Origin of the sequence: Vibrio sp. THAF190c, assembly GCF_009363355.1 — a bacterium.
GTDB classification, from domain to species: Bacteria; Pseudomonadota; Gammaproteobacteria; order Enterobacterales; family Vibrionaceae; genus Vibrio; species Vibrio fortis_A.
Genome location: NZ_CP045338.1, coordinates 2190701 through 2205168, shown reverse-complemented (window position 1 = coordinate 2205168; position 14468 = coordinate 2190701). Strand labels below are relative to the sequence as shown.

Annotated in this window: 11 protein-coding genes; 5 read left to right on the top strand and 6 right to left on the bottom strand. The window is 45.1% G+C overall.

What is annotated here, in order from left to right; translation table 11 throughout:
• Positions 1-3: 3 nt before the first annotated feature.
• The 5 genes from imuA to FIV04_RS09760 all read right to left on the bottom strand — a co-directional run bounded on the left by imuA (position 4) and on the right by FIV04_RS09760 (position 6352).
• Positions 4-696, bottom strand: coding sequence for a translesion DNA synthesis-associated protein ImuA (gene imuA, locus FIV04_RS09780; RefSeq protein ID WP_150868962.1), 693 nt, complete (start codon positions 694-696; stop codon positions 4-6).
• Positions 697-856: 160 nt separating this feature from the next.
• On the bottom strand, positions 857-1402 hold the full coding sequence (locus FIV04_RS09775; RefSeq protein WP_152469025.1) for a GNAT family N-acetyltransferase: 546 nt from the start codon (positions 1400-1402) through the stop codon (positions 857-859).
• Positions 1403-1482: 80 nt separating this feature from the next.
• A complete protein-coding gene (locus FIV04_RS09770; protein ID WP_150868960.1) occupies positions 1483-2250 on the bottom strand; it encodes a peptidoglycan binding protein CsiV in 768 nt (255 codons plus the stop codon).
• Positions 2251-2315: 65 nt separating this feature from the next.
• Positions 2316-5777 carry a transcription-repair coupling factor gene (gene mfd, locus FIV04_RS09765; protein WP_152469024.1) on the bottom strand — a complete coding sequence of 1154 codons (3462 nt, stop codon included), beginning with the start codon at positions 5775-5777 and terminating at the stop codon, positions 2316-2318.
• 5 nt (positions 5778-5782) lie between these two features.
• Positions 5783-6352: a PilZ domain-containing protein gene (locus tag FIV04_RS09760; RefSeq protein WP_152469023.1), complete on the bottom strand. Its 570-nt coding sequence runs from the start codon at positions 6350-6352 to the stop codon at positions 5783-5785.
• A 226-nt stretch (positions 6353-6578) separates the two neighbouring features.
• On the opposite strand from FIV04_RS09760, the gene lolC reads away from it, so the two are divergent.
• Genes lolC through lolE form a run of 3 tightly spaced genes read left to right on the top strand, consistent with a single transcriptional unit; the run spans position 6579 to position 9716 of the window.
• Positions 6579-7787 (top strand): lipoprotein-releasing ABC transporter permease subunit LolC, encoded by a 1209-nt coding sequence (gene lolC, locus FIV04_RS09755; protein ID WP_172974238.1) that lies wholly within the window; start codon positions 6579-6581, stop codon positions 7785-7787.
• On the top strand, positions 7780-8472 hold the full coding sequence (lolD, locus tag FIV04_RS09750) for a lipoprotein-releasing ABC transporter ATP-binding protein LolD (protein ID WP_152469021.1): 693 nt from the start codon (positions 7780-7782) through the stop codon (positions 8470-8472). The genes lolC and lolD overlap by 8 nt, the downstream gene beginning before the upstream one ends.
• A complete protein-coding gene (gene lolE / locus FIV04_RS09745) occupies positions 8472-9716 on the top strand; it encodes a lipoprotein-releasing ABC transporter permease subunit LolE (protein ID WP_152469020.1) in 1245 nt (414 codons plus the stop codon). The genes lolD and lolE overlap by 1 nt, the downstream gene beginning before the upstream one ends.
• A 169-nt stretch (positions 9717-9885) precedes the next feature.
• On the opposite strand, the gene FIV04_RS09740 is transcribed toward lolE, so the two are convergent.
• Positions 9886-10395, bottom strand: coding sequence for a DUF2062 domain-containing protein (locus FIV04_RS09740; RefSeq protein WP_032552060.1), 510 nt, complete (start codon positions 10393-10395; stop codon positions 9886-9888).
• Positions 10396-10411: 16 nt separating this feature from the next.
• Here FIV04_RS09740 and FIV04_RS09735 point away from each other — a divergent pair, with 16 nt between their 5' ends.
• Together FIV04_RS09735 and msbA are read left to right on the top strand one after the other, a co-directional pair.
• Positions 10412-12685, top strand: coding sequence for a DNA internalization-related competence protein ComEC/Rec2 (locus FIV04_RS09735; protein ID WP_253895342.1), 2274 nt, complete (start codon positions 10412-10414; stop codon positions 12683-12685).
• A 32-nt stretch (positions 12686-12717) separates the two neighbouring features.
• On the top strand, positions 12718-14466 hold the full coding sequence (gene msbA, locus FIV04_RS09730) for a lipid A ABC transporter ATP-binding protein/permease MsbA (protein WP_152469019.1): 1749 nt from the start codon (positions 12718-12720) through the stop codon (positions 14464-14466).
• Positions 14467-14468 lie beyond the last annotated feature (2 nt).

Below are 14468 nucleotides of genomic sequence, written 5' to 3'. Positions count from 1 at the left end.
AGATCACCCTTGTTTCGCAATTGGGAAAGGGATGATGGTTGAATTGTCGTGCAGCTCTGCAGATGCTTGCTCTGTTAAAAGTGGCCACTGTTGCTGCATGTTTATGACCAAGCTGCCGTACGACCAACTGCCTTTGCGCTTGATAACTTCCACTTTTAAACCAAGATGATGCGGTGATAATTTCATGCTCAGTGACACGGGCAAAGAGAGTTGATTATGGCTACCGCTCTTAAAGTGAAACTGCAGGCAACGACCCGTTTCACTCGCTGCTTGTAAACGCTTGGTTTGATGAATCTCAAGTTCCGTTCCCCATAAAAGTACAGAGTGACAGGCACCACTTTTTAGACATTGCTCAGCAGCCCATAACGCTTCGATATCGCTACTCGGAGTAATCACAAGAATGTTATGAAGGGATAGCCCTTGAGCATCAAAGAACTCACCACATACATGACCTGGAGGGTTAATAAATACAGCAAGTCGCTGGGCGTTTTGTTGCGCTAGGTAGGGCGTCAGTAAGCGGATCTCTCCTAAACCAGATTGGGATTCGACCTCTATGACACCGTGCGTAGGGAAGCCCCCATTAAGCTGATTGTCGAGCTCAGGGTATCCTGTAGAGTGAGTTTGCCCTTGTGTACTAGGCTGCAGACCTTTCCAGATAAGTTGGCGGTCTTGTAGATTTTTGATCAGTTCATGCATAGTTAAATACCTGTATATATACACAGTATATTTAACTCTGAGAATTATGGGAAGAAAAATGAGAGAAAGAAGTAAGGCTCACTCTTAGTTGGTTGTTTTAAAGACAAAAAAAGCCGCATTTGTTGCGGCTTGATTAGAAAGAGAGTTGGTGGAGGAAATTCTAGCACCCAGGAGGTAGCACAGCGTACACCACACCATCCTTAGGCTCACCATTGAAGATAAACCGGTTTCGAGCAATGGTCTCACGCTCTGCACCGCATGCTTCGATCAGGTGTTGGCTTGGTAAATTATCAAGATCACATACAACTTCTAGACGAGTGAGTTTGAGCTGAGCAAAACAGAATTCAAACAGCGCTAACATGGCCTCTTTTGCGATGCCGCGTCTTTGGTATTGATCTGCAACCCAATACCCTAAGCTTGCCATATTGAAGGTGTGATAAAGCTCGTTGATGGCCACCATCCCCATTAATTTGTCACTCTCTCGGTCAAATATTCCAAAACCGAACGCATCTGCTTTGACCCAGTTGAGTCGAGTGGCGAGGATGAACTTTTCTGCCTCTTGCTGGGAGTACTCGGTATGACACCAATCAATCCAACGCGATAGGCTCGGTGATTGCTGGATACATTGAGCAAACTCTGGTGCATCAGATGCTTCTATGATTCTGAGGACTAAGTTGCGGGTCACTATGTGAAAATCAGGACTCATATTGCCCTCCTAATAACAAAACGCCCTCACTAGGAGGGCGTATCGATAACATATTAAGTGTAGCTTATTGACAGCTTTGGTTACTGCGCGACGCGACGAACCTGAATGATCATACCTAGTAGCGGGTGATCTAGGTAGTGGGTTTCGGTACTGCGCATACGACGTTTTTGGTCCATACGGTAGCTTTTTAGGAATTCTTCAACTTTTACTGTTGGAGAGATTTCAGTCAAATTGCCTACCTGGATAGTACTGTCGCCGCCACTAACTGGCGAGTCTAGTTCGATTTGCTGCTCTTGAAGTGTGACTTCACGAACACTTGGTGCTTTCAGATCTAGAGTTGTCTCCGCGTATAGATAGTGCTGAACGTAGATTTGCAGCTTACCATCCAGCTCATAAAGAGGCTTATCGATAGTCTCTTCTTTAATGCCTTCCGCATTGGTTGTAACAACGGCGCTCTTCTCTGAACCATCAGCGTTAAAAGATTGCGAGTAATCTTTGCCTGCTTGAATACGGAACACTGGCGCTGCATTACGACCTTCGTCACCTTGGCGCCAAGCGGTATGCATTAAGACTTCAAAGCCTGCGTGTTTGCGCAGCTTTTCTTTCTCATCGTTTAGCTCATATGCTGAGTAAGGCAACATCTCTACGCCTTTTTGAGCACGAAACTGAGAGTTTTGGAAAGAGCCTGCACGCTCAAGAGAGATTTCAGGAAGGCTGTTTGGCCATGATTCATTGACTTGTTCAGCATCAACAGCACGCTTGAAAATGATCACTTCTATATCAAATTGTCTTTGTGCCAAGCTCGGCATAGAGACTAACAATAGTAGTAGTGGGATCAGTCGTTTCATTTTTACTCCGTATCCCAGCCGGAGATCCGGCTGGATAAATTAAATGCTCAGTGAAAAGAGTGGAATTAGCTTGCAGGCAGCAAGTTTTGTCTAAATTCGCCCAAAAGATCACCGACAAATTGAATTCGCTTCCGTCTGTCTACCAATGGTACCGTAAACTTGAACTTAGTTGGCCCTTCCATTGAAAACTTTTGCGGTTGAGATTGCAATAGTTTAACAAGGTACGCTGGGTTTATGTCAGCGTCTGGGTAGAATTCTAAGAAACCACCTTTATCGTGAGCTTCAATCTTCTTAGCTTTGATTGCCGCCGCTGCTAGTTTCAGTTCAGATACTGACAATAAGTTCTTGGTCGCATCTGGTAGTACACCAAAGCGATCGATAAGCTCGACTTTTAGTTCCGCCAATTCGTCATTGTTGGCCACACTAGCGATGCGTTTATATGTCGACAAGCGAGTGTTGATGTCTGGGATGTAGTCGTCTGGCAGTAGCGCAGGTAGACGCATCTCAATCTCTGTTTGCTCGCGAAGAAGATCATCAAGTGACGGCTCTTTACCTTCTTTAAGTGCTTCAACCGCTTGTTCTAACATCTCCATGTACAAGCTAAAGCCAACCGATTGGATTTGACCGCTCTGCTCATCACCAAGTAGTTCACCGGCGCCACGGATCTCTAAATCATGAGTTGCTAGAGTGAAACCAGCGCCAAGATCTTCGAGTGAAGCGATAGCATCGAGTCGCTTAATCGCATCTTTGGTCATCGCTTTTGGATGCGGCGTTAGTAGGTATGCATACGCTTGGTGGTGTGAACGACCTACACGGCCACGCAGTTGGTGTAGTTGCGCCAAACCGAGATTGTCCGCTCTATCCATGAGAATGGTGTTAGCCGTTGGTACGTCGATGCCGGTTTCAATGATGGTCGTACACACCAGTAGGTTAAAGCGCTGGTGGTAGAAATCATTCATGATGCGTTCTAGTTCGCGTTCACGCATCTGACCATGAGCAACCGTTACTCGGGCTTCTGGAATCAATTTTTGTAGCGACTCTGCGGTCTTTTCTATGGTGTCGACTTGATTATGTAAGAAGTAGACCTGACCACCACGCATAATTTCACGCAGTACCGCTTCTCTTATCACTGCATCATCACTTTGACGAACAAAGGTTTTGATGGCCAATCGTCGAGCTGGTGGTGTCGCGATGATGGAAAGGTCACGCATGCCACTCATCGCCATATTCAATGTTCTTGGAATTGGCGTTGCAGTTAGGGTGAGGATATCTACATCAGCACGCATCGCTTTAACTTTTTCTTTTTGTCGAACGCCGAAACGGTGTTCTTCGTCGACAATCAACAAGCCAAGGTCGTGGAACTTGATATCACTTGAAAGCAGTTTGTGCGTACCAACCACAATATCGACTTTGCCTTCAGCAACGTCGGCAAGGATCTGTTTCTGCTCTTTCGCTGACTTAAAGCGCGAAAGCACTTCGACACGAATTGGCAAATTAGCGAAGCGATCTCTGAAGTTCTCGAAATGCTGTTGTGCTAGCAGGGTAGTGGGTACTAGCACCGCAACTTGCTTTTCGTTATCGGTACAGACAAATGCAGCGCGCATTGCCACTTCTGTTTTACCGAAGCCCACATCACCACACACCAGTCTATCCATAGCCTTTGGTTGGCACATGTCAGACATAACGGCATTAATGGCCATCGATTGGTCATCGGTTTCTTCAAATGGGAAGCCCGCTTTAAAGGTGGCGTATTGGCCACGGTCTAATACAAATTTATAGCCCGGCTTTAGCTCACGTTTGGCATATACATCAAGAAGTTCTGCAGCAACGTCTCGCACTTTCTCTGCGGCACGCTTACGCGCTTTCTGCCACGCTTCGCCACCGAGTTTATGTAGAGGAGCTGTCTCTTCTGCGCCACCTGAGTAGCGGCCAATAAGGTTTAGTGAAGCAACCGGAACGTAAAGCTTGGCATCGTTTTGATACTCAAGTGTTACGTATTCGGTTTTCATGCCACCGGCTTCGAGAGTTTGTAAGCCAATATAACGGCCAATACCGTGGTCGATGTGAACCACAGGTTGCCCAGGTTTTAGCTCTGCAAGATGGCGAATAACCGTGTCGCTGTTAACGCTCTTTTTGTCTTTCTTGCGGCGCTGAATGACGCGGTCACCAAGGAGATCACTTTCACAGATGAAGGCAAGCTCACGTTGATTATCGATAAAGCCATGCTCAGCAGAACCAAGAACGAGGTTGAATTTGTCTTTCTCTGATAATGATTGCAGTAGTGTCTCGACTTCGACAGGACGAATCTTAATGCCTTGCAGTAGTTCACATAATGCTTCTCGTCGACCTTGCGACTCTACCGAGAATACGATCTTGCCTGAGAATGATTCTGTGAATTTGCGTAGGTTAGCAAGCGGCTCTTTGTTCTGATGTTGGACACTAAGATCTGGCAGTGCTGAAACGGGTAGGTTTGTACGTCCCGCTTTCTCCTCTAAGCTCTCAACACTCAGTACCACTTGTGCTTTTTGCTTAAAGTGACTGAATAGCTCATCTTTTTTCAGCCAAAGCTGGTCAGGCGATAACAGTGGACGTAATGGATCGACACCGCGCTGCTCGTAGCGATGTTCTACGTCAGATAAGAAGGTATCGACAGCTTGTTCGATATCACCCAGTGCCAAGATTTGTGTGTCGTCCGCGACATAGTCAAACAAGGTTTCGGTTTGATCAAAGAAAAGCGGCTGCCAATATTCAATACCCGCAGGCCATGTACCTTTGGAGACCTGCATATAAACAGATTCAGGCTCGCGACGCGCTTCGAATTGCTGACGCCAGCGAATGCGAAAGTCTTCGATAGCCGAATCTGATGTTGGAAACTCATGAGCAGGAAGAAGGCGGATCTCATCAATATCGGCGATTGAGCGCTGATTTTCCGGATCAAAGGTACGAATGGTATCGATCTCATCATCAAAAAAGTCGATACGATATGGGTCTTTGCTGCCCATTGGGAACAGATCTAAGATCGAGCCTCGACTGGCGTATTCACCCGGACCAAATACCTGATCAACATAACGATAGCCAGATTTTTCAAGCTGTAGACGCAGTTTTTCTAGTGAGTAAAGATCGCCTGTTTTTACCATCAGGGTGTGTTGAAGCAGGAACTCTCTTGGCGACTGGCGTTGCAATAGCGTGCTGATCGGTACAATCGTGATCCCGTTTTTTAGAGTCGGTAACGCATACAGGTGAGCAATACGGTCAGAGATGATCTCTTGGTGAGGAGAGAAGCTATCGTAGGGCAGCGTTTCCCAGTCAGGAAATAGGTTTACTGAATGCTGGGTAAACTGCTCGATCTCGGACTGTAATTTGAGAGCAATTTGTGGGTCAGGCACCGCGAGCAATGTATGGCTGTTATGTTGTTCAGCTAGGCCAGCGATGGAGGCTGCCAGTGAAGAGCCAATTAGATTACCTAAATGTTTTTTGTCCCCTGCGCCGCTTGGCGTCGGTAACGTAAAAATCGATGTATCGGTCATGGGATTTACTTGTTATCTCGATCGAGTGAGCGTTGACGAAGCAGTTTCTGTTGTTGATGTAAGGCTGCTTTGATCAATAGATCTTGGTCTGTGTCGCGCAGATGCGCGTATTTAAATAGAACTTCAAATCCGCCGTCTCTTGGTACTGAACTGCTTACTTGAGCGTAGCAATATACAGCGGCGGCCGGATGTTCAAGGAACAACTTAGCTTTTACATAGCTTCCCTGAGTGATATCCGACTGAGTAAAGCAAGAGAACTGGCTCGCACCAAAACTGTATGTATGTGTACGATACTCGGCTTGGTCTTGCTGAGAGAGCATAAAACTGAGCAGTAAGTTGAGTTTAGAGTTTTGAGCATCAAGCAAGCTAATGACGTTTTTGAGGTCGCTGTTTTTTAACTCTTTACGCGCACTGTCTGCCATTAGATCAAGTTGGCTGAATTCACTCGCTACCACAAACGGAGCTGGAATCTCAGATTCGAACTGGATTTGCGATGGGAGAACAAAATCTTCAGCCATCGGCTCGATGTTGGCGGTAAGGCTATGGTGGACGGTGAAAAATTCTTGCTCTGACATGCTTTAGTTCCTTGAAGTGATCTATTGATTATCGCTATGTGGCTACAGTAATCAAGGTTGGTATTAGCAAAGTAGCAAATAGTTTGTTTTTGAAGCGAAAATGGTGCCTTACAGTGCGTCATCGCCCACTAATTCGGTGAATTCACTCTATATTTGCAGTTGACCCCTACACACCGAAAGTAATTCCCGTTACATTAACCCGCAACTCTACTCGATGGTTCAAAGTATGTTTCATCCTATTTCAATGTTTATCGGTCTGCGTTATCTAAAAGGCCGTTCAGGGGATCGCTTTAGCCGTTTTGTCTCTTATATGTCAACGGCAGGAATCACTATAGGTGTGTTGTCGTTAGTTACTGTTTTGTCAGTAATGAATGGATTCGAAGCGCAGCTCAAAGACCGTATCCTTGGTGTCTTACCTCAAGCGGTAGTCTATGAAAGTGATGCGAAGACACAGCTCACAGATACGCCTCCAGCCTTCGCTCAACAACTTTCGTTGAAAGGGCATGTTGAACCTTTAGTCCGCAGTGAGGCAGTGATTCAAAGCCCTGCTCAATTGGCAGCGGGTTTGTTGATTGGTATTGAGCCTGCTTCTGACGATCCATTGCAAAACCACCTTATTGCTGGGCGTTTGTCTTCATTGAAGGCAGGCGAGTATCAGTTATTCTTGGGCCATACATTGGCGCGAAACCTCAAAGTCTCGTTGGGTGACAAAGTGCGCCTAATGGTGACTTCAGCCAGCCAATATACGCCATTAGGTCGAATTCCAAGTCAGCGCAATTTTACCGTCGCTGGTATTTTTAATACGGGTTCGGATATCGATGCTCAATTAATGGTGACTCACATTGAAGATGCTGGCCGTTTAATGCGATTTAAGTCGGATACTATCTCGGGGTGGAGACTGTTTTTTGAAGACCCATTTGTAGTCGCAGATTTGGCTGAACAGCCTCTACCAGAAGGTTGGGAGTGGAGTGACTGGCGTGACCAACGTGGTGAGTTGTTCCAAGCCGTTCGCATGGAAAAAAACATGATGGGCCTGATGCTTGGCTTGATCATCGGAGTGGCCGCTTTCAATATTATTTCGGCCTTGATTATGGTGGTAATGGAGAAGCAATCTGAAGTGGCGATTCTTAAAACACAGGGAATGCCTGATGGACAAGTGATGGGGATATTCATGGTTCAAGGGGCGAGTAGTGGAGTGATTGGTGCTCTCTCTGGCGGTATCTTGGGCGTTGTATTGGCGATGAATCTCAATACCGTTCTAGAAGTTATGGGGGTCGCCTTGTTCTCGTTTGGTGGCAGTTTGCCAATCTTGATTAATCCTATTCAAATTGTCGTGGTCGTTGTTTTAGCGATCGCACTTAGTCTAATTGCGACGGTATTCCCATCTTATCGCGCATCTTCTGTTAAACCTGCTGAGGCTCTTCGTTATGAGTAATTTTCTTCAATGTCGCGACATCCGTAAAACATATCGCGAAGGCTCACTCGATACTGAAGTGCTAAAAGGCGTGAGCTTTGATATTGAGCAGGGTGAACTGGTTTCGATTATCGGAACGTCAGGATCGGGCAAAAGTACCTTGCTACACATCTTGGGTGCACTTGATGATGCGTCATCGGGAAACGTGCACTTTCTAGAGCAAGATCTCGCGGCGCTTAGCTCGAACAAGCAAGCTAAGTTGCGCAATCAGCATTTAGGTTTCGTTTATCAATTCCATCATTTGCTTGCGGACTTCTCTGCCTTAGAAAACGTTGCAATGCCTCTTCTTATTGGTGGCGTAAAACCGAGCCAAGCTAAAAAAGAGGCCGCTGCCTTGTTAGATAAGGTTGGGCTGAGTCATCGAGTCGATCATCGCCCATCGGAATTGTCTGGTGGTGAAAGGCAGCGTGTAGCGATTGCTCGAGCTTTAGTGAACAAGCCTTCACTGGTACTGGCAGATGAACCTACCGGTAACCTTGACCATGCGACAGCACTCTCTATTTACGACCTAATGCGAGAGCTAAATCGTGAATATAATACGGCTTTTTTAGTTGTCACTCACGATGGCGAACTAGCCGCTAAGATGGATCGCCAACTGCATATGCAAGATGGACTGCTGGTGGATGTGAATGAGGAGGTGAATTAGTGTTTGCCTCTTTATCTCTTTTGATTGGTGGACGATTTAGCCGTGCTAAACAGCGCGATAAAATGGTCTCCTTTATTTCACTCTCTTCAACCGTGGGTATCGCAGTGGGTGTTGCGGTAATCATTATTGGTTTATCGGCGATGAACGGCTTTGAACGCGAGCTTGAATCTCGAGTACTCTCGGTTATATCACACGGTGAATTTGAAGGCGTTAATGAACCGATTGAGCGCTGGCAACATGTGATTGACGAATCCGTGAGTCATGAAAAAGTATTGGCTGCGGCGCCCTACGTAAAAATTACAGCTCTAGCAGAGCGCGGAAAAGAGCTTAAGGCGATTGAAGTTCGTGGTATTGATCCAGAGCTTGAATCACAGGTATCGAGCCTAGGCAACTTTATCGACAAGTCGGTTTGGCAATCATTTAACAGCGGTGAACAAAAAGTCATTCTTGGTTCGGGAGTAGCGGAAACGATTGGGGCTAAAGTCGGAGACTACTTAACCTTGATGATTCCAACGGCGAACGGTTCTGTTAAGGTTCAAGCGCCAAAGCGTGTACGAGTAAAAGTAGCGGGGCTATTAACCCTTAATGGACAGATAGACCATAACTTAGCGCTTGTGCCGTTAAAGGATGCACAGAGCTACGCCAAGTTGGGCAATGCTGTGACTGGCGTTTCACTTAAGGTAAATGACGTTCTCAACGCGAACAACATTGTGCGCGAAGTCGGTAACCAATTGGATGTGTATGTATATCTAAGAAGTTGGCAGCAAAAGTATGGCTTCTTGTACCGAGATATTCAGTTAGTACGTACCATCATGTACTTGGTTATGGTCTTGGTTATTGGCGTGGCTTGTTTCAATATCGTATCAACACTGATGATGGCGGTGAAAGACCGAGCTTCAGAGATTGCCATTTTAAGAACCATGGGGGCTTCCGATGGGTTGGTGAAACGTATTTTTGTTTGGCAGGGTGCCTTCTCAGGTGTGTTGGGTAGCTTAGTCGGTAGTGTTATTGGTGTATTAGTGGCACTCAATCTCACTCACTTGATAAAAGGCTTAGAGGCGCTTATTGACCACCAGTTCTTATCAGGGAATATCTACTTTGTGGACTTTTTGCCTTCACAACTAGATATGGTGGATGTGTTGGTGGTGTCTGGTACAGCGATAGTCTTGAGCCTATTGGCGACCCTCTATCCCGCTTCTCGAGCTGCGAAGCTAAATCCAGCAGCGGTACTAAGTTCAAAGTAATTACTTACTAACGGTATAAAAAAAGGATCCCAACTGGGATCCTTTTTCTTTATTTATTGCGAGCGCTATTACTGAAAAAGCATGCAACAGAGTTTTAATTCTTGCTTCACAGCTCGGCTTTCATTGTTTTATTAACCCTGAAGCGAAGCTTATCGTGACAGTCTTATACCTATCTAACTTGTCTTTTCTTCCAGCTTCTAACAACGGAATATCGCCACAGCCCACGGATTCCGAAGTAGCCGATCATTGCGGAAACGATGCCACAGATTAGGCAGCCAAGCAAGAACGGAGGACCAATAGTACTCATTTGAGCAAGAATGAAGTCCCAAGAAAGTTCAAAGTGGAATGGTTGAGGTGGGACATGCATGACGAACGCACCGACCTTGTAAGCAAAATAAAACAGGACTGGCATGGTAACTGGGTTACTTACCCAAACCAAGGCAACTGCCAGTGGCAGGTTTACGCCACACATAACGGCAAGGCCTGCAGACATGATCATTTGGCTTGGTAGCGGAACAAACGCCATAAATAAACCCACTGCAAACGCCCCTGCGGCTGAACGTCGATTTAAGCACCATAAATTGGGGTTATATAGCACGTTGCCAAAAACTTTTAATGCTTTCTGACGCTTGATGAGCTCATGGTCAGGCATAAAACGCTTAATAAACTTTCTTGGCATATAGGAAGTAACTCTTTTGTTTAATACTTGGTTTTTATTGTCTTTTGCTTTGACATTAATGTCAGCAAGCCTATGGCCTGTCATGCCCCATTGGAACTGGGCTTGGGTGATATTGCTCGTTCTATTAGCATCAACCAAGTATAGCGTTTCCCAACCTTTAAGAGGTGTTCTCTGTGGGGTAATGGTGGTTTTAATAGTCAGTGATTTGGTAAAACAGCAAACAACTGTACTCTTTAAGTCCGGGCAGGATATTACCATAAATGCATCGGTTGTTAGCCTTTTTAGTGAAAATAGCCGAGGTTATGAAAGCGGAATTGTAGTTAGATCAATTAACGGCGATAAATTAGACAGGTGGCAATGGGTAAAGGTCAGACTGTTTACCCCTTTTCGTGTCACTCAAGGCGAAACAATTGAACTGAGCGTCAGAATCAAACCTATCTTAGGTAAGCTCAATGAGGCTGGTTTTGATTTAGAAACCTACTCTTTCAGTCAAAAAATAGTGGCTCATGCATCTTACCAGTCCGGCACGCGATATCGTATTCAATCTACTTCATCTTGGCGCGCGATTTGGTTTGATCAAATAACGCGAAACCTTGACTCATTATCGAACCGAGATTTAATCGTCGCGTTAACTTTTGGATATCGAGACTTTATTTCACAACAAAGGTGGTCAGAGCTTAAAAGCAGTGGCTTGATTCATTTAGTCGCGATTTCGGGCTTGCACATTGGTATGGCCTTTGGCATCGGCTATCAATTAGGGCGTAGTATACGATGCTTAACGCCGATGATGACTTGGGTTCCTTTTGTTGCAGGTTTAACTATAGCACTTGTCTATAGTTGGTTCTCTGGCTTTACATTACCAACGGTAAGGGCGTTAGTAATGTGTTGTTTAGGGGCCTATTTTATTTGGCAGGGGAGAAGCATTAGCAGTCTCAACTTTATTCTAGTGAGTGTTTGTATTGTTCTCGTTATCTGGCCATATTCGGCACTGACTGGAAGCTTCTGGCTTTCTTTTGGATCATTAGCGGCCGTTCTATATGCAATTTCAATGTCGCGTACTAAACATTCTCATATTAGTTTTGTCAGCAAGCTAATCTTAGCCGTTAAAGTTCAGTGTGTACTTACACTCTTGTTGTTACCCATGACTCTTTATTTCTACCAAGGCTTAAGTACTGCTTCAATTTTCTATAACTTACTGATGTTGCCCTGGGTAACTTTTCTAGTTATGCCGATGCTTTTTCTAGCCTTATTTGTTCATATCTTTGTATCAGAGCATGTGCAGGTTCTATGGGAGTTTGTTGATACTCTACTCGAGGTTATTTCAATTTCATCTCCTTGGGCGATACGTTTTTGGTGGGAGCTTGATGTACAGATAGCCCAATGGATGAGCTTAGCTGTACTCATCAGCTTATTCATTTATCGCTATTTCAGACCTTGGGTGAGCATGTTGCTACTTGTACTAGTCAGTCTACGAGAAACAGCACCGGAAATGGCGTCTAATGAGTGGAGAGTTGATGTACTGGATGTTGGGCATGGATTAGCCGTTATTATCGAAAAAGGTGGGCGAACGCTTCTCTACGATTTAGGTAATCATTGGCAAGGTGGCTCAGTTGTCGCTTCAACGTTATTGCCAATATTGCATCAAAGGTCTAACCCGCCTGTTGATGGTGTCATATTAAGTCACCTAGATTCAGATCATGCCGGAGGCTTGGATGACCTCATGGTGTCGAAATCAGGTTTTTGGGTACGAAGTAGCCAGGGATTGAGTGAGCAGGTTTCACCTCAAGTGTATACCTGTATAGCTGGTGATGTTTGGCATTGGCAAGGCTTGGAGTTTGATGTTCTTTGGCCGCCCAGGCTGACAAAGCGCGCATATAACCCGCATTCCTGTGTCATACGCCTGTTCGACCCGCGTAGTCAATTGTCTATGCTGCTGACTGGTGATATCGAATTAGTCAGCGAGTGGATGTTGTCGAGAAAAGGCTCTGCCTTACAAAGTGACGTCATGCTTGTTCCTCACCATGGCAGCAAAACCTCATCGAGCCGCCGTTTTATTGAATCTGTTTCACCTACATTGGCGATTGCATCGTTAGCAAAAGGCAATCGATGGGGAATGCCTAATGAAGAGGTTGTTAAAAGATATCAGTCGATTAATGCGAAATGGTTAGATACTGGTGAAAGTGGTCAAATTACCATCAACGTTGGCACTAAGGACTGGAATTATCATTCGATTAGACAAGATAGAGCACAGCCATGGTATAGGCAGATGCTCAGGAAGGGAGTAGAATAGATAGATTATTGTGAGAAAAATTAAGCGATTCCATGTCTATAGAAAATGATGAAAATACTTGGGCCACCTTCAAGCGACTTTGGACTTATATTCGACTGTATAAATCAGGGTTAGCGGTCGCGGTAGTTGCTCTAGTTATTAACGCGATCTCTGATACCTATATGATCTCTTTGTTGAAGCCACTACTTGATGAAGGGTTTGGAAGTGTAGAGTCTGATTTCTTAAGAACTCTCCCACTTATTATTTTCGCTATGATGTTCATTCGCGGTATTAGTGGCTTTGTATCTACCTATTGCTTGAGCTGGGTCTCTGGCAATGTAGTGATGCAAATACGCCGCAAGATATTTAATCATTTCATGCATATGCCGGTATCTTTTTTCGATAAAGAACAGACAGGTGCGCTTCTATCTCGTATTACTTATGATTCAGAGCAGGTGTCAGCAGCGACAAGTCAAGCGTTAGTATCTATTGTTCGAGAAGGAGCAAGTATTATCGGCTTATTGGTACTGATGTTTTGGAATAGCTGGCAGCTTTCATTGGTATTGTTTGCGGTTGCTCCGGTTGTAGCTTTTGGTATCAATGTTGTTTCAAAGAGATTCCGAAAGATCTCAAAGAACATGCAAACAACAATGGGCAAGGTTACGACTGCTTCCGAACAGATGCTTAAAGGTCACAAAGTTGTATTAACTTACGGCGGTCAAGACGTAGAAAAAGAGCGTTTTGACAAAGTGAGCAACCAAATGCGTCAACAGACAATGAAGCTAGTAACTGCACAGGCAGCAGCCAACCCAATTATCCAAATGATTGCCTCGGTAGCAATCGTGGTCGTTCTGTTCTTGGCAAGTGTTGACTCTATTAAAGCTGACCTTACTCCTGGTACTTTCACGGTTGTTTTCTCAGCTATGTTTGGCTTAATGAGGCCACTCAAAGCACTAACAAACGTTACATCTCAGTTCCAAAGAGGTATGGCAGCAAGTCAAACTTTGTTTGGCTTGATGGATTTGGATACAGAGAAAAATACAGGTACTTTGAAGCCTCAAGAGGTCAAAGGGGAGGTGAAGGTTCAAGGTGTTACGTTCACATATCAAGGCGCTGATGCTCCTGCTCTAGAAAATGTTAGCTTTATCATCCCTCAAGGAAAGACTCTAGCATTGGTGGGACGCTCTGGGTCTGGTAAGAGTACGATAGCAAGTCTATTTACTCGTTTTTATGACGTAGACTCTGGCTCTATCGAGCTTGATGGTCATGATATTCGTGACTACGAATTGAAAAATCTTCGTCAGCACTTTGCATTGGTTTCGCAAAATGTTCATTTGTTCAATGATACAGTGGCGAACAACATCGCTTATGCTGCAGAAGAAGAATACACACGAGAACAGATCGAACATGCAGCAAAACTGGCTCATGCGACTGAATTTATCGAAGGTATGGAAAATGGATTCGATACTATCATCGGTGAAAACGGTGCAAGCTTGTCAGGTGGTCAGCGTCAACGTCTAGCTATTGCTCGAGCACTGTTGAGAGATGCCCCTGTACTCATCTTAGATGAGGCAACCTCCGCTCTAGATACCGAGTCTGAGCGTGCAATTCAATCTGCGTTAGATGAGCTACAGAAAGATAAGACTGTTCTAGTGATTGCGCACCGACTATCAACCATTGAGCAAGCTGATGAGATTCTTGTTGTTGACGACGGTCATATCGTCGAGCGTGGTGCTCATGCTGAGCTAATTCAGCATGATGGTGCCTATGCTCAACTTCACCGTATTCAGTTTGGTGAGTAGGG

Excerpts from the sequence above, each read along its gene's own strand:
- imuA (WP_150868962.1), bottom strand. The coding sequence starts at position 696 with ATGCATGAACTGATCAAAAATCTACAAGACCGCCAACTTATCTGGAAA.
- FIV04_RS09775 (WP_152469025.1), bottom strand. The coding sequence starts at position 1,402 with ATGAGTCCTGATTTTCACATAGTGACCCGCAACTTAGTCCTCAGAATC.
- FIV04_RS09760 (WP_152469023.1), bottom strand. The coding sequence starts at position 6,352 with ATGTCAGAGCAAGAATTTTTCACCGTCCACCATAGCCTTACCGCCAAC.
- msbA (WP_152469019.1), top strand. The coding sequence starts at position 12,718 with ATGTCTATAGAAAATGATGAAAATACTTGGGCCACCTTCAAGCGACTT.
- lolD (WP_152469021.1), top strand. The coding sequence starts at position 7,780 with ATGAGTAATTTTCTTCAATGTCGCGACATCCGTAAAACATATCGCGAA.
- FIV04_RS09770 (WP_150868960.1), bottom strand. The coding sequence starts at position 2,250 with ATGAAACGACTGATCCCACTACTACTATTGTTAGTCTCTATGCCGAGC.
- FIV04_RS09740 (WP_032552060.1), bottom strand. The coding sequence starts at position 10,395 with ATGCCAAGAAAGTTTATTAAGCGTTTTATGCCTGACCATGAGCTCATC.
- mfd (WP_152469024.1), bottom strand. The coding sequence starts at position 5,777 with ATGACCGATACATCGATTTTTACGTTACCGACGCCAAGCGGCGCAGGG.
- lolC (WP_172974238.1), top strand. The coding sequence starts at position 6,579 with ATGTTTCATCCTATTTCAATGTTTATCGGTCTGCGTTATCTAAAAGGC.